General features: G+C 41.3%; 17 protein-coding genes and 1 pseudogene. 11 read left to right on the top strand and 7 right to left on the bottom strand.

The features are described from left to right. Positions 1–38: 38 nt before the first annotated feature. The 3 genes from BJN41_RS03240 to BJN41_RS03230 all read right to left on the bottom strand — a co-directional run bounded on the left by BJN41_RS03240 (position 39) and on the right by BJN41_RS03230 (position 3456). Positions 39–1256, bottom strand: a complete 1218-nt coding sequence (locus tag BJN41_RS03240) for an acetate/propionate family kinase (RefSeq protein WP_070153225.1) — start codon at positions 1254–1256, stop codon at positions 39–41. A gap of 338 nt (positions 1257–1594) precedes the next feature. Beyond that, entirely contained in the window at positions 1595–2005 is a 411-nt protein-coding gene (locus BJN41_RS03235) for a hypothetical protein (RefSeq protein ID WP_070153222.1), read from the bottom strand. Positions 2006–2190: 185 nt separating this feature from the next. Next, complete coding sequence (locus BJN41_RS03230; RefSeq protein ID WP_070153790.1) at positions 2191–3456, bottom strand: glutamate-5-semialdehyde dehydrogenase; 1266 nt, start codon at positions 3454–3456, stop codon at positions 2191–2193. Positions 3457–3797: 341 nt separating this feature from the next. Here BJN41_RS03230 and BJN41_RS03225 point away from each other — a divergent pair, with 341 nt between their 5' ends. Further along, the gene (locus BJN41_RS03225; protein ID WP_070153220.1) at positions 3798–5147 is read left to right on the top strand and encodes an alpha/beta fold hydrolase; all 1350 of its coding nucleotides are present in this window, start codon (positions 3798–3800) and stop codon (positions 5145–5147) included. Between the two features lie 48 nt (positions 5148–5195). On the opposite strand, the gene BJN41_RS03220 is transcribed toward BJN41_RS03225, so the two are convergent. Together BJN41_RS03220 and nagZ are read right to left on the bottom strand one after the other, a co-directional pair. After that, positions 5196–6086, bottom strand: a complete 891-nt coding sequence (locus tag BJN41_RS03220) for a class I SAM-dependent methyltransferase (protein ID WP_070153787.1) — start codon at positions 6084–6086, stop codon at positions 5196–5198. Positions 6087–6331: 245 nt separating this feature from the next. Beyond that, entirely contained in the window at positions 6332–7435 is a 1104-nt protein-coding gene (nagZ, locus tag BJN41_RS03215) for a beta-N-acetylhexosaminidase (protein ID WP_070153217.1), read from the bottom strand. 195 nt (positions 7436–7630) lie between these two features. On the opposite strand from nagZ, the gene BJN41_RS03210 reads away from it, so the two are divergent. The 8 genes and pseudogenes from BJN41_RS03210 (at position 7631) to BJN41_RS03180 (ending at position 17826) form a co-directional block, all read left to right on the top strand. Further along, a complete protein-coding gene (locus tag BJN41_RS03210; RefSeq protein WP_070153214.1) occupies positions 7631–9835 on the top strand; it encodes a carboxy terminal-processing peptidase in 2205 nt (734 codons plus the stop codon). A gap of 318 nt (positions 9836–10153) precedes the next feature. Beyond that, positions 10154–12220 (top strand): putative bifunctional diguanylate cyclase/phosphodiesterase, encoded by a 2067-nt coding sequence (locus tag BJN41_RS03205; RefSeq protein WP_026438067.1) that lies wholly within the window; start codon positions 10154–10156, stop codon positions 12218–12220. 24 nt (positions 12221–12244) lie between these two features. After that, positions 12245–12448 (top strand): annotated as a pseudogene (locus BJN41_RS15810) (Fic family protein). Positions 12449–12583: 135 nt separating this feature from the next. Continuing rightward, positions 12584–14176, top strand: coding sequence for a peptide chain release factor 3 (locus BJN41_RS03200; protein ID WP_070153211.1), 1593 nt, complete (start codon positions 12584–12586; stop codon positions 14174–14176). 97 nt (positions 14177–14273) lie between these two features. Next, on the top strand, positions 14274–15089 hold the full coding sequence (locus BJN41_RS03195) for a hypothetical protein (protein ID WP_070153208.1): 816 nt from the start codon (positions 14274–14276) through the stop codon (positions 15087–15089). A 49-nt stretch (positions 15090–15138) separates the two neighbouring features. Further along, the gene (locus tag BJN41_RS03190) at positions 15139–16158 is read left to right on the top strand and encodes an RsiV family protein (protein ID WP_070153205.1); all 1020 of its coding nucleotides are present in this window, start codon (positions 15139–15141) and stop codon (positions 16156–16158) included. A 1-nt stretch (position 16159) separates the two neighbouring features. Next, positions 16160–16984 (top strand): TatD family hydrolase, encoded by an 825-nt coding sequence (locus tag BJN41_RS03185; protein WP_019838413.1) that lies wholly within the window; start codon positions 16160–16162, stop codon positions 16982–16984. Between the two features lie 68 nt (positions 16985–17052). Continuing rightward, complete coding sequence (locus BJN41_RS03180; RefSeq protein ID WP_070153201.1) at positions 17053–17826, top strand: ThiF family adenylyltransferase; 774 nt, start codon at positions 17053–17055, stop codon at positions 17824–17826. A 63-nt stretch (positions 17827–17889) separates the two neighbouring features. Here BJN41_RS03180 and dusA read toward each other — a convergent pair whose 3' ends face one another. Then, positions 17890–18921, bottom strand: a complete 1032-nt coding sequence (dusA, locus tag BJN41_RS03175; RefSeq protein ID WP_070153198.1) for a tRNA dihydrouridine(20/20a) synthase DusA — start codon at positions 18919–18921, stop codon at positions 17890–17892. 133 nt (positions 18922–19054) lie between these two features. On the opposite strand from dusA, the gene xerC reads away from it, so the two are divergent. Continuing rightward, positions 19055–20203, top strand: a complete 1149-nt coding sequence (gene xerC / locus BJN41_RS03170) for a tyrosine recombinase XerC (RefSeq protein WP_034681950.1) — start codon at positions 19055–19057, stop codon at positions 20201–20203. Here xerC and BJN41_RS14615 read toward each other — a convergent pair. Further along, positions 20187–20432, bottom strand: a complete 246-nt coding sequence (locus tag BJN41_RS14615; RefSeq protein WP_074964447.1) for a pyocin activator PrtN family protein — start codon at positions 20430–20432, stop codon at positions 20187–20189. The two genes, xerC and BJN41_RS14615, sit on opposite strands and share 17 nt — an antisense overlap. 81 nt (positions 20433–20513) lie before the next feature. Between BJN41_RS14615 and BJN41_RS03165 the strand changes: the two genes are divergently transcribed. Next, positions 20514–20708 (top strand): helix-turn-helix domain-containing protein (locus BJN41_RS03165; protein WP_034683890.1); only part of this gene is annotated, 195 nt, incomplete at its 3' end.

Genomic DNA, 20708 nt, shown 5'->3' with positions numbered 1-20708 from the left:
AAAGGGACTGATTGAAAGTGGCTGAGCACTACGATTGCTTAAGCAATCGCAGCGTCACATTCAGACTTTTTTGCAGCTAACTTTAGCTCCTCTGCAACTTGCGCAGTTTCTTTCGCAATACGGCCTTCTTCGTCAGTTGGTACAACCCAAATTTGTGGGCCGCCCGTACCTGCATCAATACGACCTTCAGTACCGCGTTTTAAGCTGTCATTGCGTTCTTTACTGAAATTAAAGCCGAAGTGTGGCAAGTAAGATACCGTTTTTTCACGGATGTAAGCAGAGTTTTCGCCAATACCGCCTGTGAAGAACAAGCCATCTAAGCGTGGTAAACCACAGCTAAGTGCAGCTAAAGATTTAGCTAAACGGTAGCAGAATACTTCAATGGCAAGCGTTGCATCTTCGTTACCTTGTTCAGATGCTTCAATGAGGGTGCGCATGTCGTTTGATAAGCCTGACAAACCAAGTAAACCACTTTGGCTGTTCAGCATTTTGTCAATTTTGTAAATATCCCAACCTAAGTTGCTTGCAAGGAAGCTGTGCAAGCTTGGGTCTACATCGCCACTACGCGTACCCATCACCAAGCCTTCAAGTGGGGTTAAGCCCATAGACGTATCTACACTTTGACCATTCCAAATTGCACAAGTCGAGCTACCGTTACCTAAGTGAGCAGTTAACCAACCACCTTGTTTAAAGCTGCCAGCCAACTCTGAACCACGCTCTGAAACGTAAGCATGGCTTGTGCCGTGGAAGCCATAACGACGTACGTTGTGGTCGGTATATAAGAATTTAGGTACTGCATAACGGTATGCACGTGCAGGCATGGTTTGGTGGAATGCAGTATCAAATACAGCCACTTGCGGAAGTTCAGGGAACAAACGCATTGTTGCCTCAATACCTACCAAGTGTGCAGGGTTGTGTAAGGGTGCAAGCGGAGTTGCTTCACGAATACGTTGCACGATTTCTTCGGTTAATAATTCTGCTTTAGTTAAAGTACCGCCGTGTACAACGCGGTGACCAATGGCTTCAGGCTTATATTGAGATAAGCGACCAAGAATAGTTTCCAGTGCTTTTTCGTGGTCAGCATGTGGAATGGAGAGTTCGAGCGGCTCACCACCTGCAGTAATACCTTTAATGCGCGCATCAGCAGAACCCAGATTTTCTGCCAAACCAAAGATACGATCTCCAACGCTTTCAGATACAAGCGCATATTTGATAGAAGAAGATCCGCAGTTAATCACTAATACTGATGTAGTCACTTTTATGTACCCGAATTCTAATTGAAGTTATCCCTAGTCAATCAAGCTGCATTGCAAGTTATGCAAATAGCAATCTAATACGCTGTAAACTTGATCATGACGTATGTTTTATCATGGGTTTTTTATTGCTCCTAGATAGACTTTAGGAGATTAGACTTAAGCATTATCGACCATGAAATCAGAAATAATTAAAATTTATCAGTCCGAAACTTTCATTTTTTCATGAAATGATGGTTTTAATTACTGCTTAATTTCTGTTGTATTCTCTTAACATAGCACACTTCTTTCTTTAAGCGTGTGGCAAACTGTTTTAAATTATTTCCTCAATTTTTCTCAGTTTATTTTGATTTGGCAGCGTATTTAATTTCTGACCAACGGACAATCACATAAGCAATCAGCGCCACCATAAAAAACACCAACATCATCCACGCCAAGCCTTGTAAGGTTTCAATAATCGTGCGGTAAATTTCCAGTACCCAGCGTTCTTGCGTCAGCTCAATCACAATTTTTTTGTCATTTTCGGCATAAGTAAGTGGCGTAATGTATTTTTCCATATCGTAAATACGAATGCCTGAAGATGTACCGACCACCATGCCTGCAAATTTAGTGTACTTTGCCCATGCTTCATGAATTGGGTCGTGAATGATACGCGCCAAAATTGCATTGATGGAGTTAGAAAACAAACGCATGACAATGAATGACACCAGCAGAGCCAAAGCAAAGGTACTAATAATCAAATAATAAAACATAAGCATCGCCACTCTTTTTGATGATTTTTTTAATCTTGATGGTGTTTTTTATTTTAAGTGAGCGCGAGATAGAAATGTGTAGTGGAACTGTGTCTTAAAATAGTGTGTTCAAAAGAATGGAATAATGTTCAGCTTTCTGTAAAACTGAACATTATGTTTGGCTATTACAAAATTACAGATTGATTTTATTGGCGGATTTGACCATCACCAAACACCACCCATTTTTGTGAGGTTAAACCTTCTAAACCAACAGGGCCACGGGTATGAATTTTATCGGTAGAGATTCCAATTTCAGCGCCTAAACCATATTCAAAACCATCAGCAAAGCGGGTAGAAGCGTTAATCATGACTGAACTTGAATCTACTGCAGCCAAGAATTGACGCGCTAAACTAAAGTTTTCAGTAATGATGGCATCGGTATGATGTGAACCATATTTATTGATATGGTCAATTGCCTCATCAATTCCTGCAACCACTTTAATTGCCAAAATTGGGCCTAAATATTCGGTGTACCAATCTTCTTCGGTTGCTGTTTTGACACTTGTGCCCAAAATCTTTTGGGTTGCAGGGCAGCCGCGTAATTCGACTTGTTTTTCTGCATACAGTTCGGCAATGCGTGGCAAGAATTGTGTAGCAACAGCTTCGTCAACCAACAAGGTTTCCATCGCATTGCAAACACCATAACGGTGAGTTTTAGCATTCAGCGCAATAGGCAGGGCCTTTTGTAAATCGGCCTGTGCTTCTACAAATACGTGACAGTTACCATCCAAATGTTTAATCACTGGAATACGTGCTTCATTGCTGATGCGTTCAATCAGGCTTTTACCGCCGCGTGGCACAATCACATCTACATATTCAGACATGGTAATTAATTGCCCAACAGCAGCACGATCTGAAGTGTTAATCACTTGCACTGATGTTTCTGGCAAACCCGAAGTTTTTAAACCGTGTTGAATTGCAGCAGCAATCGCTTGGTTCGATTCCAGAGCTTCAGAACCACCACGTAAAATAATCGCATTGCCTGACTTTAACGCTAAAGACGCCGCTTCTAGGGTCACGTTGGGACGTGATTCGTAAATCATACCCACCACACCTAGTGGCACCCGCATTTTACCCAATTGAATACCTGATGGACGGTAAGCCATATCAGTAATTTCACCAATTGGATCCATGAGACCAATCACATCTTTTAGACCTTGTAGCATGCCTTTAAAGCGTGCGGGGGTAAGTTCTAAGCGATCAAGCAGTGCGCTATCCAAGTTGTTGTTACGACCTTTGGTCATATCAATTTGGTTGGCAGCTAAAATAGCGGACTCGCTATTTTCCAATGCCGTATAAATAGCCGATAACGCATTGTTTTTAGATTGGGTAGAAGCGCTTGCTAAGACACGAGAGGCTTGGCGTGCTTGTTGTCCTACCGTTTGCATATATTGTTCAATTGACTCTTGCATAGCGGTTTGATCACTTAGAAATTTCATCTCGATATTAGCAGTCTGTGCCTGCACAATGAAGTATCTCGGCAGAAAATCGACTAAATTGTTCAATCTTTACATATTTTTCAATGCTTTCATCTTTAAAATAAATATTTTGAAATGCTTTATGATTTAAAAGTAGATGAGCGGTCATAGAAAATCTTGCGTATAAAATCAGCACCTGTATAGAATGATGCGATAACGACATTGATGTCATTTACAACAATAAGCAGGATGCCACTTTAATTCAGATAAGTGGGTAATCGTTCAATTACGAACACTTGCACAATAAAAATAAAATGCGCATGGAGGTAAGGAATATGAATTCCATGATCCAGATGGACACGGATGTACAGGACGCAAGTTCGCATGTCTGTTTTTTTGATATTTACGATAAGCACAGCTTTAAACAACCCGCTCGTACCACTTGGATCAATGGTTGGAAAGTGGAATACATGGCAATTGCTCAGCCAGAAACCGCACATTTAACCCCAATTGTGATTATTGGCGGTGCATTCCAAAACTTTAATTCATATAAATATTGTGTGGAACAGCTCTTTCGTGCTGGGCCAATTATTTTAATTGATATGCCATCTATGGGCGCCAATCAGCAAATGACCAATGTGGAAACAGGTGAGTCGGCAGGAAAGTTGGAACTGCACGACTTAGGTCAGATGTTGGGTGACTGGCTAGAGATTGTCGGCTTAGATAAAGTGTCCGTCATGGGCATGTCATTGGGTTCGGTGGTGGCATCGTGTCTGGCAGATCAGCGTCCTGAATTGATTGACCGCATGATTTTAATGGGGGTTATGCAAAAGACCCGTAAAAGTTGGCGCATGTTGCTTGAAGAATCGCTGCATTTAATGAAAGAGCAGCGCATGGATGAGTTTGGTCAGGCGGTGATTTTGTACTTGGTCAATCATGCCAAAATGGAACAAACGCGCATGTCTCCGACTGCAAAGCGTTTGTTTTACCGACAAATGGTCGACTTTACCGCCACAGAGCAAGATCGCTACGATGTGAACTGCAACCGTTTATTGCGTTTAACTAATGTGCCTATTCCACAATGTAAGGTTCTGGTGGCGTGTGGGCAATATGACAGTTTTACCTTACCGCATGAAAATGCCAATTTCGCTTTACAGTGCCCGAATATGGAGTTTGCCATGATTGCCAATGCAGATCATGTGCCGCAACTACAGCGCCGTAAAGAAACCATGAATTTGTTTGCGACCTTTTTAAGCGATGAATCTATTCAGGACTTAGATGGCATCATTCCTCTGACACGTGCGCAGTTGTTGACGATGGAACGTCGTGGTGAGGCGCGTATTCGGGTGCAAAATCCGCAATGCCATTTGCAATATCGTCATTCTGATTTGAAGATTGCTACAAACATTGTGGATTTAAACTTCTTTGGTGTATTGCTTAATTTTGAAAATCTAGCGTTGGCGGCACAAGCAGCACAGTATGAACGAGATCTGGCCATAGAGTTACAGGATGAAGAAGGTAGTTTTAGCATTGAATGCTTAATTTTTGAAAGCGATGGGCAACAACTACGTGCATTATTTAAGCATGGTAGTTTTGAGGTGGCAGAGCGTTTGGTGCGTTATGTGGAACGTCAAAAAGTGGCTGCGCAAAATTTGCAATACGCCTGTTATGAGTCGGAGCAATAGTTGGGTGATTTTGAAATTTTTCACAGTAAATAGAATCAAAATAGCGTGTTAAACCACGCTATTTTTTTTGGAGGCATGAATCATCCAAACTAAATCGCCTAAATGTTCTGTCGTTGTTTTTTCTAAAGAGGTATTTGAAAAATACAGTTGTGGTTGTTGTAGCTGCACTTGCTCAAAACCTGCGCTTTGAAAAAAATGAGTTAATTCCTGCGGAGTTTGAAAGTGGAAAGTGAAAGCACTGCGTGACATCAATTTCAATAAACGGCTGCAGTTCCAAATAAAGCTGGCGAGCTTGTTCTTGACGGGTTCAGGGTAAATGTCAGTTAAATAATGCAGTTCTGGAAAGTCTTGGGTGTAGTTACACATGCCATTTAACAGCTGTTTTAACATGTCTTTGGTAAAATAGTTAATTAAACCTTCGCTAATAATTACTAAGGGCTGCGAGTGGTCAAAATATTCAAAGACTTGTTGAAAGGAGTCACTAAAAATATCGGCGGTGAGCACTGCGGGTGCATCGTGGTCAATTTCTCGTAACGCTTGGGTTTTAATTTGCGCCATATCGGGCAAATCCAATTCACGGTAATTCAGTTCAGGATATTTTTGTCGAAAATTCCAGCTACGTGGTGACAGTCCTGAAGCAATTTCGAGCACTTGTAATTGCGGATGTTGTTGAATTAGTGCGGTTAAGTGAGCATCAATCATTTGATGACGTTGTTTGAGGGTGCTGCGCATACTGCCGCCCACGTGCCGTTCTGCCCAGTTTTCTAAAGGATGTACCAATGTGGCTAAAAACTTGCCTTTTCGGGTCGCAAATACAGGATGTGAAATCCCCATTTGATACCAGATGTACCCCGTATAATGTGCGGTAAAAGAAATATGCCGATGTTTGGACAATGCAGTCGTGTCTGAGTGAGTTGGCTTGGCATCTGAGTTGTGCATTTCAGTCCTTTTTTCTGTCGTGATTTTGCTGTTCAGCAATGTTTTTGTCATTTTCGTATAGACCTTAATTGTTTGTATGGTGGTCGTTGTCTTTTTAGGCATGCTTTGACACTCAAGCTGCGGTGTCAGGCATATACTTAAAATAGAATAAATTCATCATAATCAAAAAGGAACACGCTGTCGTGTTCCTTTGTCGTATAAATGCTGTTGAAAAAGTGAAGGCGTGTGGTTAGTTTATGGTGATCTCAAGTTGCAGCGTTTTTAGTGGCACTTGAATAATTGGTCGGGTCGTGACTGGTTTGCGCTGCGAGTAGCGCGGCACTTTGTTCTTTAAATGCCAAGATACGATCACGGACGCTTCGCCATTCATCGCCTAAATCCAAAACTTCAGTAATCTTAAACTCCGCATTAAGTTTAGGGATTTTACCGCGCATGCGTTCTAAACGTGCCTGATTCGGCAAGGGTAAATCGGCAATCGCACTTAAAGCCAATCGTTGTGCTGCACGGTTGTTGCAGACCAGCCCCATGTCACATCCTGCGAGCAAAGCGGCTTGAATACGCGCATCGGCATCGCCTGCTACACAAGCCGCCTGCATGCTTAAATCGTCCGAAAAGAGTACACCATCATAGCCCAAATCTTTGCGAAGCACTTGCTGTAGCCAAAATTCAGAAAAACCTGCAGGGTTCGGGTCGACCTGATCATAAATAACATGTGCAGGCATGAGGGCATCCAGTTGATTTTGCAGTTGGATAAAGGTTTGCATATCCTGTTGCTGAATTTCAGCAAAAGAACGTGAATCTATTGCAGCAGCAACGTGAGAGTCAGCTTTAACTGAGCCGTGTCCAGGAAAGTGCTTGCCTGTCGTTGCCATTCCCGCACGATGCATTCCACGTAAAAAAGCCTCTGCCAAAGCAATAATATTGGTAGGACACGTAGCAAAAGCACGATCTCCAATCACATCACTGACACCATTTAGATCTAAAACAGGTGCAAAACTAAAATCAATGCCTACGGCTAATACTTCGGTGGCCATCAACCAGCCACATTCTTCGGCTAAATCTAAGGCACGTTCAGGTTCGTTTTGGTATAACTCGCCAAATCTACCCATAGCAGGCAATAGGGTAAAACCTTGTTTTAAGCGTTGTACGCGTCCGCCTTCCTGATCGACTGCAATTAAAATATCAGGGCGCACCTGACGCATGTGATCAGTCAGGGCGCGTACTTGCGCAGGAGATTGGATATTTCGGGCAAATAAAATAACTCCACCGACTTGCGGAGCGCTTAATAGTTCAATATCTTCTTGAGTAAGTTCTGTGCCAGCGATGTCGAGCATCAATGCGCCAATCATATTGGGTGTCCGTATTCGATTTTTATCAATTAAAAAAACAATACCTGAATTCTGCAATGATTTGCTACATTTTGACAGCACAGATTATGATAAAACTACACGACAGACCCAAATTAAGTTGTATAAGATTTTGAATCTGCTCAATTCATTGTGAAAAGCAGAGATTGGTCAAAAACCAAGGACGTAAATATTTTTATGAAACTTCAAACCATCGCTTGTGCGGTTGCAATAGCAACTGGCGGTTTTTTCTTTTCTCACGCCATTAACGAGGCAATTGCAGCCAATAATACTGCTGTTGTTGCTAACAGTATTGTGCCGACGCAGGAACAAGCTTTGGTTTCGCGTCAATTGGCGACTTTGGTCGATCGTCAGCATTATTTAAATCAGCGTTTAGATGCCGCGACGTCGCAGCGCATTTTTGATTTTTATATCGACAGTTTAGACCCTGATCATACTTTGTTTTTGGCTAAAGAAGTTGAGCAATACCGCAAACAATATGCCTCAACTTTTGGTGCTTCTTTAAAAGCAGGCAACTTGGCGGGGCCGTATCAAATTCATGCCCAGTATCGTGAACGCTTAAAACAGTTTTATCATTTCATGTTGGCAGAGCTGAAAAAACCACAAAATTTAAAACAGCCAAATGTCACGATTGAAACAGATCGTGAAAAAGCACCGTTCTTTAATACTGAAGCAGAAATGCGTACACATTGGCAAAAAATGCTGGTGTCGCAGCTCATTAATCTGACCATTAGCAAAGAAGAAGAATTGGCAAAACAAAAAGCCATTAAAGACAACCCTGAATTGACCAATGGTCAGGATTTGGCAAGTCCAGAAGATTTGACTCCAGTTCAGACTCTAACTAAGCGTTATACCCGCCAGTTAGAGCGTATGGATCGTTTAAAGAGCGATGATGTGCTGGATAAAACTTTGAATGCGATGATGCTGACTTATGATCCGCACAGCAATTATTTCCCACCTGTCGATGCGATGGAGCTGAATCGTCAAACGACTTTGCAGCTTGAGGGGATTGGGGTATCGATTCGTCCTGAACGAGGCAATGAAGACTACACCAAAATTGAAACCATTGTTGAAGGTGGCCCTGCCAGTAAAACAGGGCAGGTGAAATCGGGTGACCGCATTATTGGTGTGGCGCAAGATGGCGAAAAAATGGTGGATGTTGTGGGTTGGCCGAGCAATGAAATTGTGGGGCTGATTCGCGGTAAACGTGGCACCAAAGTCACTGTGCGTTTGTTGGGTGCGGGTGCGGCGATGAATCAGGCGCGTAATGTGACCATTGTGCGTGATGTGATTCAGGAAGAAGATGCGGGAGTTCGCTCACGAACGATTGACATCAAACGTGATGGTCAAACTTATACCTATGGTGTGATTGAAATTCCATCGTTTTATTTGAATTACCGTGCGCGTCGTGCAGGTAATGAATATCGCTCGGTGTCGGAAGATACCAACAATGCCCTGAAAAGTTTGGCGGCCAAAAATGTCGCAGGGATTATTATTGATTTACGTAACAACCCTGGCGGTTCATTGGAAGAAGTGGCACGTATGCTTGGGCAAGTAATCAAATCAGGCCCTGTGGTGCAAATTCGTGATGGCAATGGCAACGTGAGCGTATTTGAAGATGACGATGGTGGTGCACAGACTTATGCAGGCCCATTGGCAGTGATGATTAACCTTGCTTCTGCTTCGGCCAGTGAAATTTACTCTGCTGCAATTCAGGACTATCAGCGCGGGATTGTGATTGGTAGCACCACCACAGGTAAAGGTACAGCGCAGGTACAWCTCGACACCTTAGCTTATGGGCAGGCGACCTTAACTCAACGTAAGTTCTACCGTATTACAGGTGGAAGTACCCAAAACAAAGGTGTGATTCCAGATATTAAACTGGTGGATATTTACAATGAGGAGTTTGGTGAGCGTAAAGCTAAAAATGCCTTGAAGTGGGATACCATTCCAACTGCGCCATTTAAGCGTGAAGGTTCAGTACAGCCGTACATCACCAAGTTGGGTCAATTGTCACAGCAACGTGTCACGCTTGATCCGCAATTTCAATATTTGGAACAACGTAAGCAAATTGCCAAACAAACTGAAGATCGCAAAAGCATTGTGTTAGATATTGAACAACGCAGAGCAGAGTTGCTGGCTTTGGAACAACAAACACTGACTGCGGAAAACAAACGCCGTCAGGCAACAGGTTTGAAACCATTTGCCAATTGGGAGAGCTATCAGGCATCCATTGATGCTTTGGCAGAAGCGCGTGCCAAAATGAAGGCGGCACAACGTCCTGCCTTGCCTGAGGAAGAAGCTTTTGTGATTGAAGCAGCGCAGGTGTTGCAAGATTATGCCATGTTACAAAAAGGTGTATCTGAGCCGAATCAACCATAAAAAAATGCTACAATCTTAATAAAATAGAACCAGCAACTAAAAGTTGCTGGTTTTTTATCCTCAAGCTAAAAGTAAAATGGCAAACTGCTTATAGTTTTGAGTTAGACAGCTATACGCAGTTTTAAATTGCCATTATTTCATGACGATATATTATTTATTTGACTATTGACCAAAGCAGAATAGTATTAGATTCTAAAATCAATGCGGTCTTTGCTAGATCAATCCGCCGTTCAGGTTGCTTTTTAGTTATTATTTATAAGAGAGTGTGAGATTGAGTAACCAAAAAACAATAAAATATGACAGAGATGGACACATCTAATAATGCATGTACATTATGATCTAAGCTTGGTAATTGGCTCGGTAGCAATCTCAGTATTGGCCTGTTATTTTGCAGTGTCTGTTGAGCAAATGCTCTTTCAAAATGTACAACAACAACTAAAAAAAATAGCATTAATCATGAGTGGTTTGCTGCTAGGTGCGGCAGTGTGGAGTATGCACTTTGTGGGCATGTTAGCCTGCCAATTACCTGCGCCGTATCAGTTTGATCTTAGCTTTTCGACCCTGTCTTTTGTTATTGCATTTATCGCCTCTACGTGTGCGGTTTGGCTGACCACACAATCGACCTTGCCTGTGGCGCGTTTGATCCTTAGCGGCATTTTGATGGGGTTGGGCATTTCAGGCATGCACTATACGGGCATGATGGGAATTCAGGTAGAAGGTTACCGTAGTTATTATGATCCCACGATTGTTTTGCTATCTGTATTAGTAGCGATTGGTGGAGCAATACTTACCTTTTGGTTTATGTTTCGCTCCAAGTGCAGAATGGAGCGTCAGGCACAATATAAAATTTTCATCGCGGTGCTCATGAGTCTGAGCATTGTTGCCATGCACTATATAGGCATGGAAGCACTGCATTTTTACTCTACAGCCGATTTGCCTCAATCAAGTCATTTCCAGATCGAGCAAGAACCAGCCCTGTTGGTGGTTATTTTAGTGACCAGTCTGATTTTTGCTGCTGCGGTGGGCGTATCTCTGCTGGAGCTGCGCTTAGAAGAAAAAAGCAAACAATTGTCTTTGGCTAATCGAGAATTAGCCGATCAGGCACTCAAAGATAATCTGACCAAATTGCCCAACCGTTTATATTTAGCTGAATATGCACAATTGCTTTTTTCTGAGCATAGGCAAAAAAATACTAAAATTGCGTTTTTATATATCGACTTAGACCGCTTTAAAGCGGTGAATGATGTATTTGGGCACCATGTTGGCGATCAATTGCTGATTCAGTTGTCTAAACGAGTGCAATCCCACTTAGGTGAAAATACCCAGTTAATAAGAATTGGTGACGATGAATTTCTTTTAGTGATAGAACATACCGATATTGCCGAAGCCACCGTTATTTCTGAAAAAATATTGGAATTGATTCAGCAAAGTTTCATAATTGAGGATAAGGTCATTAATATCTCAGGCAGTATTGGCATAGCGATGTATCCAGAGCATGGCACCAATTTGCAAGATATTTTAATGAATGCCGATGCGGCGATGCTGACCTCTAAATATCAGGGGCGTAACACCAGTTCAGTCTTTAATTATGATCTAGAGTTACTTGAGACCAAAAGCCAAAGTAAGTTGATTAATGATTTATATAAAGCAGCTGAACAACAACAATTGAAGCTGTTCTATCAGCCAAAGTTTAAAGCCACTGACCATAAAGTTTGTGGCGTAGAAGCTTTAATTCGTTGGTATCATCCCGTGCATGGTTTACTTACACCAAATATGTTTATTAAAGGGGCTGAAAAGACGGGGTTGATTATTCAAATTGGCTATTGGACGCTAGAAGAAGCCTTTAAACAAATTCAAATTTGGGAAAGATCGGGCGCACCGTTATTCCCTGTGGCTGTGAATTTATCGGCAGTGCAGTTTGAACATAAGCATTTATTTTCGACTTTAGAAAACTTGTTTAAACGCTATGAGATTCAACCCCAACACCTGATGATTGAAGTGACTGAAAGCACGGCAATGCATCATATTGAATCGAGTATTCGTAGTTTTGAGCGTTTGCGTCAAATGGGGATTCAATTGGCGATTGATGATTTTGGTACAGGACATTCGAGCTTCTTATATTTGAAAAAATTGCCAGTCGATGAGTTGAAAATTGACCGTGCTTTTATTTTAGATTTGTGTTCGGACAGTAAAGAAGAATTAATTTTAGAAAGTATTATTCAATTGGCGATTAAACTAGGTTTAACTGTGACTGCTGAAGGGGTGGAAAGACCATTGCAAGCAGAAATTTTAACCCGTTTAGGCTGTCAGCAATTACAGGGTTATTTATTAGGCTTGCCTATGGATGTTGAGCGTTTAGAAGAGTTGTTTAAACATTCGGCTTAAGTTAGCAATCATGCTACCGTTCAAGTGAGCGATCAAGTTCAAAGGTTAATTTCAGCAATGAAGCAAGGAGACAGTACTTTCGCTGAGTTGATGCAATTGGTCGGATTAACTCATCGAGCAACGTTCCAAAAGAATTAGTAAAATCCTGCATTAGAAGCTGGTCTGATTAAACGTACCATTCCTGATAAGCCGAAAAGTCCGAAGCAAAGATATAGATTAAAAAGATAACAATACTTTCAATTGTGCATAAATTAGAACATATCAACAATCAATAAAATTGATTTAAATCTGCTACAATTACGCCAATTTTTCATATTGATTATTTTGATCTTATACACTGCGGTTCTGCAGTAGGTGTCTTGCATGAGTTTTAAAGATGAGTTAGCGGCGCAGGTCGCACAGCGACGTACTTTCGCGATTATTTCCCACCCTGATGCTGGTAAAACCACTATGACAGAAAAACTGCTGTTATGGGGACAGGCTATTCAGGTTGCAGGGATGGTGAAAAGCCGTAAGTCTGATCGTGGTGCTACATCTGACTGGATGGAAATGGAAAAAGAACGTGGTATTTCCATTACGACTTCGGTGATGCAATTCCCATATAAAGACAAAATGATTAACCTACTCGACACCCCGGGGCATGAAGACTTCTCTGAAGATACTTACCGTACTTTAACGGCGGTAGATTCCGCACTGATGGKGATTGATGGTGCGAAAGGKGTCGAAGACCGTACCATTAAATTAATGGACGTGTGTCGTATGCGTGACACACCTATCATTTCATTTGTTAATAAAATGGACCGGGAAATTCGTGAGCCACTAGAGTTGTTGGATGAAATTGAAAATGTCCTCAAAATTAAGTGCGTGCCAATTACTTGGCCAATGGGTACAGGCCGTGATTTCGCAGGGGTGTTTAACCTCATCGAAGAAAAATTTTATGTGTATAAATCAGGCTTCGGTTCAATCATTCCCGAGATAGAAGTACGTGATGGCTATAACCATGCAGACTTACGTGAAAAAGTCGGTGAATTGGCATGGGCAGCATTTGAAGAGTCACTTGAATTGGTACAAATGGCGAATGAGCCATTAGACCGTGAAGAATTCTTGGCAGGTCGTCAAACCCCTGTATTATTTGGTACTGCTTTGGGTAACTTCGGTGTAGATCATGTACTGAATGCTTTTAGTGAATATGCGCCGCCACCAAAAGCACATCCAACTCAAGAGCGTGTTGTAGAAGCCGATGAAGAAGGCTTTAGTGGATTTGTATTTAAGATTCAGGCCAATATGGATCCGAAACACCGTGACCGTATTGCATTCATGCGAATTTGTTCAGGGAAGTATGAAAAAGGCATGAAAATGAAACATGTACGCATTGATAAAGATGTGCGTATTAGTGATGCTTTAACTTTCTTGGCAGGTGACCGCCAACATTTAGAAGAAGCTTGGCCAGGCGATATTATTGGTTTGCATAACCACGGCACTATTCAAATTGGCGATACATTCACTTCGGGTGAGAAGCTACAATTTACAGGTATTCCTCACTTCGCACCTGAAATGTTTCGTCGTGTGCGTTTGAAAGACCCATTGAAGTCCAAACAGCTGCAAAAAGGTCTTAAGGAGCTTTCAGAAGAAGGTGCAACGCAAGTCTTTATGCCACAAAACAGCAATGATTTAATCGTAGGTGCTGTGGGTGTGCTGCAGTTTGAAGTAGTCGCCTATCGCCTGAAAGAAGAATATAAGGTTGATTGTATGTATGAGCCTGTCAGCATCAATACTGTGCGTTGGGTGTCTTGTGCTGATGAGAAAAAATTTAACGAGTTTAAGAAAAAAGCCCACGACCAATTGTCTGTCGATGGGGGTGGCCACTTAACTTATCTCGCACCAAGCCGCGTGAATTTACAGTTAATGCAAGAGCGTTATCCTGATATTGAGTTTAGAAATACGCGTGAGCACTAAGTTCAAGCTTTCAAAAATAAAACAGCTTCATCACGAAGCTGTTTTATTATGGGTGATAAAAGTTAAAATTCATTTAAATAAATGAATTGGGGAAATCATGCAGCTAAAAATGGTTTATCTAGGTGCAATTTTAAGCGGGATGTTTTTGCTTAGCGCCTGTGACTCATCTCAACAAAATAAAAATGCAGATGAGCAAACCTCTATTTTTAAGAAAGATCAGGCTGAAGTTTTACCTTATTTAAATATCAAACAACAGGCGGCAGATATTGCCTTGCCTTTTTGTGAAAATAAAAATTGTATTGAATTAGAGGTGCAAACTTTAAATACCCAAGACGCATGGCTCAACAGTTGGATTGCTAAAAATCAGGCTATGGTGATTCAAGACCAAATCGGCTTAAAACAAAACATGAGTTTGCAGCAAGCCGTAGATGCCTATGTGAAAAAATCCGATGCTTGGCAGGCGCAATTAGATCAAAACAAAGCTTATGAACTAGCGATATATACCCGTATAGCATATCAACGCAATCAATATGTCTTGTTGCAAGTCGGGGTGGATAGCAAACAGGAAGACACCCAGGTCAAAGAACGCTATTATTTCTTTGTCGCAGATCGGAAGCAGCAAAAAGCCTTGTCTGTTTTAGATGTGATTGATGCCAAACAACAAACCCGTATGAATACTTTTGTACAGCAGGCCTATCAGGATTGGCTCAAAACACAAAGCAGTGACGTGAAAAAAGTAGCACCTGCCAAATTATACTGGGGGCAGGCAGATTGGTTTTTTGATGATCAGGGTTTAGGATTGCATTACCGCACCCATGAAATTGTCAAAAATGGCACGCAGTTAGACATTTACCTAAGCAAAGCACAAACACAACAAGTTTTAAAAGCAGAGATCTATCCATCTATGTTTTAGTAGATGAGTACGATGATAAGCAAAAATTGATGAAATCAAGGTTGTATCCATGTTGAAAAATAGAAGTATTTTGGCGATTAGTATTTTAATTACAACTTTAGGGATCACTGCATGTCAGCCAAAGAAAACAGAACCTGAAGCGGTCGAGGCTAAGCAAACGCAGACAGAACAGCAAAGCCTAAAACTGGTCGGCGATATTGAAAAACTGAATTTATCGTTGCCTAAATGTGATGGAAAAAACTGCCCTGAAATCTCAATTGAACGTTTGAATAGCAATCAGGCCTTTATCGACCATTTTATTGATCAGAAAATTATTCAAGAATTGGCACAAATTTTAGAAATTGCACCACAGCAGGCGGCTTCTGAAGCTGCTGCAATTGACCATGCAGCCAGTGAAAATACAGCAGCTAGTGCTGCAGATACACCTGCCAGTAACCCTACTATCGCAGCCATTGCACAAGTGGAAACTTTGGCGCAAAAATTAGAAAAACAAACTGTGCCTTATGTGCAAAGCTTTTTGGCACTTGATCAGGAACTGAAAGCTTTAAGCTCAAATCATAAAATCAGTTTGATGATTAAGCCTAAAATTTTAAATGCAGATCAGCCTTTGGCAACAGTAGTACTAAATAGCAGTAGTTATTTGGGCGGAGCACATGGTGCATCGGCACAGCAATACTATAATTTTGATTTAGAGAAGAAAAAATTAGTATTGTTAAATGACATTTTGTTAGAGAAGCAGCGCCCACAATTAGAGCGTAAAGCTTATGAAGCGTTTAAACAATGGGTCATTGCATCTGAACTTTCTACCAATGTGGAAGAATATGAGCAAGCGTGGAAATTTAAGCTATCGGAAAATTACTATTTGGGTCAACAAGGATTAATTTTGCAATATGCAGAATATGAAATTGGTCCTTATGTTGTTGGTTTGCCGCGTTTAACCATTCCGTATGCAGAACTACAGGGAATTTTAAAAGCTGCATATTTGCCTGAAACAGAAGCAGCCTCTGAAGCATCAGCACAACCTGCCGAAGCCAGTGCTACAACGGCAACAACCAAAGCGAAATCTTAATATGAGCATTGCGCTGTTTGATACGCATACCCATTTTGATGTACCTGATTTTGACTCAGATCGGGAGCAATTGGCGTATGCGGCGAATGCAGCAGGCGTAGAACATTTGGTGCTGATTGGCTTTGTACAATCCCGTTTTCAGGATTTAATCGCCACACAACAGTTTTTAAATCAACTTGAGCAGGTGCCACAAAGTCATCTTGCACCAGGCTTGCATCCTTTTTATATTGAACAGCATCAAAGCCAACATCTACAAGATTTAGAGCAGTTTTTGCAACAACAGCATTGTGTCGCTGTGGGCGAAATTGGCTTAGATACTTTTTTAGCTGAACATAAACAGCCCGAAGCGTTTCAAAAGCAGCAAGATTTTTTTGCCGCGCAATTGGAAATCGCTCGTCAGCAACATAAACCTGTACTGCTACATATTCGTAAGGCTCATGCCGAAACCTTAAAAATACTCAAACAGCAACAATTTCAGTTTGGTGGCATCGCACATGCTTTTAGTGGTGGGGTGCAAGAAGCCAAAACACTGATCAAATTGGGTTTTAAAATTGGTGTGACAGGTCAGATTACCAATCCGAATGCAAAAAAACTGCGCCGTGTTGTGCAGGAAATTGGTGCTAAACATTTGGTTTTGGAAACCGACTGCCCCGATATGACGCCTTTATGTTGTCAGACGGATGCCCAATCACGCACCCGTAATACCCCTGCGAATCTAATTTATGTGCTTGAAGGTTTAGCGGATTGTTTAGAAATTGCACCGCAGACTTTAGCCGCACAGCTTTGGCAGAATAGTGTTCAAGTATTAGACTTGCCGAAACTCTAGATGAAACAACACGAAGTCTGCGAAACGCAGTAAAATGCCCACAATTTGAAATTAGATTAGATTGCAGCATGACAGACCTTCTTCAAGATGATGAATATGAACGCCGTTTTGCAGGTGTGGCCAAAATTTATGGCGACAGTGCTTTTCAGCATTATGCCCAAAGTCATGTCATGGTGATTGGAATTGGCGGTGTCGGCTCTTGGGCTGTTGAGGCATTGGCACGTACAGGTATAGGCGAGCTGACACTGGTGGATATGGATGTGGTCGCTGCATCTAATATTAACCGTCAATTACCTGCCATGAGTTCAACTTTGGGATGTGAAAAAATTGATGTCATGGCAGAACGTTGTCGTTCTATTAATCCACGTATCAAAATTAATTTGGTCGATGATTACCTCAGTCCAGACAATGTCAAAGTCTTATTGGCGACGGCACCAGATTTGATTTTAGATTGCATTGATGATGTAAAAGCCAAACTGGCTTTAATGCTGCATTGCCGTTTTAACAAGATTCCTTTGATTGTGTCGGGTGGTGCAGGTGGCAAGCTAGATCCGCTGAAAATTCGAGTGGCAGATTTATCTAAAACTGAACAAGACCCGATGTTGGCAAAATTACGTGCTCAATTACGCAGCAAAGGTATTTGTAAAAAACCAAAAGAAAAGTTTGGGATTACTTGTGTGTACTCTATCGACAATCCATTTTCCAGTGCAAATGTTTGCCCTAGTGCAGGCTTGCGCTGTGGCGGTTATGGTTCGTCAGTCGTGGTTACCTCCAGTTTTGCGATGGTGGCGGTGGCAGAAGTGCTAAAAAAGTTAGATGCTTTACAAGCTAAAAATTCATAAATCAAAGCCATGCAAGGCATGGCTTAGAAAAATTCTCTTTGATTTTTCTTATCTCCAATGAGTTTACTCATTAGGTCGTTGTAGCTGCTGCTCTTTTAAATAGTCTTCTGTACGTTGCATTGCTGCTTGAATATTCACCAGTGCTTGCTCTACATCGGCAAATGTTTTGGCATTGCCGCCACTTAGTGCTTGACGCCATTTACGTGCCCCAGGCAGGTTTTGGAATAAACCTAAAATATGGCGGGTGATGACAGAAAGTGGTGCACCTTGTTGTAGACGTTGTTCAATATACGGCAACATGCGCTGCATAATTTCAAAACGATCAGGCAATTCTAATCCCCATAATTGTCCAAGCTCTGCCAGTAAATAAGGGTTGTGATAGGCTTCGCGACCAATCATTACCCCATCGACATGCTTGAGGTGTTGTTGGGTTTCGGCAAACGTTTTAATTCCACCATTAATTTCAATTAACAATTCAGGGCGGTCTTGTTTTAGACGATACACATCTTCATAACGCAGCGGTGGTACTTCACGGTTTTCTTTAGGTGATAAACCTTGTAATAAGGCAATTCGGGCATGCACGATAAAGTTGTTGCAACCTGTTTGAGCCACGGAATCCACAAAATGGAGCATCTCTGCATAAGAGTGCATGTCGTCAATCCCGATTCGATGTTTTACGGTTACAGGAATATCAACAGCTTGACGCATGGCGGCAATACATTCTGCCACCAAGTCTGGCTCTGCCATTAAACACGCGCCAATTTTATTGTTTTGTACTCGATCACTTGGGCAGCCAACGTTCAAGTTGATTTCATCATAACCCCAGTCTTGTGCCATTTTGCTGCAGGTCGCAAGGTCTTTTGGATTTGAACCACCAAGCTGCAAGACAATAGGATGTTCTTCCTTACTGTAATCTAAATGACGCTTAGCATCACCAAATAAAATCGCGCCTGTGGTCACCATTTCGGTATACAGAATGATATTGGGGTTAAATAAACGTGCAAAAAAACGGTAATCACGGGTAGTCCAATCCATCATCGGGGCTACGCTGATTCTCGGAGATTGAGTGTTTTCAATGTTTTTGTTAATAGTCATTAAAAATCATACCTTTAATCTATATTCTGCAACCTGCGAGAATTTGTTTGAACCTGTGTTTAGGTGGGTGAATCCGTTTGTATTTACACCAAATTTTACACCATAATAGAAAAAATAGCTTTTGGTGTAAATTATGGGTTCAATTACAGCAAGGAAAGGTGCAGATGGTAAAGTTAACTATCGTGCTGCGATTCGAATCACTCGAAAGGGCTTTCCTGCTTTTTCTGAAAGTAAAACATTTCACTCAAAGAAATTAGCTGAAAACTGGATTAAGAAACGAGAAGTCGAAATTCAAGAAAATCCTGATATTTTGCTTGGCAAAGAAAAGTTGATTGATCTGACCTTATCAGATGCCATAGATAAATATTTGGATGAAGTCGGGAGCGAGTACGGAAGGACGAAACGCTATTCTCTGCTCTTAATTAAGAAGCTACCAATTGCGCGCAATATTATCACAAAAATAAAATCAGTACATTTGGCCGAGCATGTGGCTTTAAGGAAGGGTGGAATTCCGTACCTCGATCTTGAACCTATTGCGACTAGTACACTGCAACATGAGCTTTTACATATCAGAGGTGTTCTTTCTCATGCTGCTGTTATGTGGGAAATGGATATTGATTTAAATAGCTTTGATAAGGCTACTGCTCAGTTAAGAAAAACACGTCAAATATCCTCCAGTCAAAAAAGAGACCGACTGCCTTCGAGAGATGAATTGATTGCATTGACGAAGTATTTTGCAGAACGATGGAAGCTAAATCGTTATGGCTCTAAATACCCAATGCATTTGATTATGTGGTTTGCAATTTTCTCATGCAGACGTGAAGCTGAATTAACACGATTGTATCTTCGAGATTATGACCCACATCATTCAACGTGGAAAGTGCATGATTTAAAAAATCCTAATGGTTCTAAAGGTAATCATAAGTCATTTGATGTACTTGATCCTTGTAAGGAACTGATCAAAAGATTAAAGCATTCAGAAGTTCGAGAACGGATGTTAAAACTTGGACATGATGAAAATTTACTATTACCGTTAAACCCTAAAAGTTTAGGCAAAGAGTTTAGAGAAGCTTGTAAAATGTTGGGGATTGAAGATTTACGATTTCATGACTTGAGGCATGAAGGCTGTACTCGATTAGCTGAGCAGAGCATGACTATTCCCGAAATTCAGAAAGTAAGTTTGCATGATTCTTGGAGTAGTTTACAGCGATATGTATCAGTGAAGGCAAGAAGAGATGTTATTCAATTTGAAGAGGTGCTACGCCTCATCGATGAAACGTAGCATAGTCTTTAGAAGCTTCTGAATACTTTTTGTCTAAAATATCTGCTAAATCTTTTACGTGTACTAGAAATGGTGCACGTTTACTCTGATCTATTTTAAATACAGAGAAAGGGAATTCTTGATTATTCGCCTTTCTCAATGCTTCGGCTTTACTAAGATGAGGATAATAGTCAGAAACTATAGTCAGAGGTGGTCCCACTTGTTTGAACTGTATTAGTTCAGACTTGATCGTACATTCTTCTTGAAAAAGAGAAAGTTACCCGTTTTGATAAAGGTGTCGAAATCTTAATCAAACAAAGGTAACTTTCTTATGTTGCATACTAACAATCAAATCATTAAACACAAAGTAGGTCTGCTCAATTTAGCTGAAGAGCTTCAGAATGTATCCAGAGCATGCAAAGTGATGGGTGTTTCAAGAGATACATTTTATCGCTATCAAGAGTTAGTGAAGTCTGGTGATATTGACGCACTGATCAATAAATCCCGTCGAGTACCAAATTTAAAA

Source organism: Acinetobacter towneri (assembly GCF_001758345.1).
GTDB classification, from domain to species: Bacteria; Pseudomonadota; Gammaproteobacteria; order Pseudomonadales; family Moraxellaceae; genus Acinetobacter; species Acinetobacter towneri_A.
Note: the sequence above shows the minus strand (reverse complement) of the source record. Positions and strands in the feature narration are given on the sequence as shown.

Coding starts and splice junctions, on each gene's coding strand:
- BJN41_RS03235 (WP_070153222.1), bottom strand. CDS start 2,005: ATGTTTTATTATTTGATTATTAGTACCTTTGCTTTGGCTCTGCTGGTG.
- BJN41_RS03230 (WP_070153790.1), bottom strand. CDS start 3,456: ATGCAAGAGTCAATTGAACAATATATGCAAACGGTAGGACAACAAGCA.
- BJN41_RS03225 (WP_070153220.1), top strand. CDS start 3,798: ATGAATTCCATGATCCAGATGGACACGGATGTACAGGACGCAAGTTCG.
- BJN41_RS03220 (WP_070153787.1), bottom strand. CDS start 6,086: ATGCACAACTCAGATGCCAAGCCAACTCACTCAGACACGACTGCATTG.
- nagZ (WP_070153217.1), bottom strand. CDS start 7,435: ATGATTGGCGCATTGATGCTCGACATCGCTGGCACAGAACTTACTCAA.
- BJN41_RS03195 (WP_070153208.1), top strand. CDS start 14,274: ATGCAGCTAAAAATGGTTTATCTAGGTGCAATTTTAAGCGGGATGTTT.
- BJN41_RS03190 (WP_070153205.1), top strand. CDS start 15,139: ATGTTGAAAAATAGAAGTATTTTGGCGATTAGTATTTTAATTACAACT.
- BJN41_RS03185 (WP_019838413.1), top strand. CDS start 16,160: ATGAGCATTGCGCTGTTTGATACGCATACCCATTTTGATGTACCTGAT.
- BJN41_RS03180 (WP_070153201.1), top strand. CDS start 17,053: ATGACAGACCTTCTTCAAGATGATGAATATGAACGCCGTTTTGCAGGT.
- dusA (WP_070153198.1), bottom strand. CDS start 18,921: ATGACTATTAACAAAAACATTGAAAACACTCAATCTCCGAGAATCAGC.
- xerC (WP_034681950.1), top strand. CDS start 19,055: ATGGGTTCAATTACAGCAAGGAAAGGTGCAGATGGTAAAGTTAACTAT.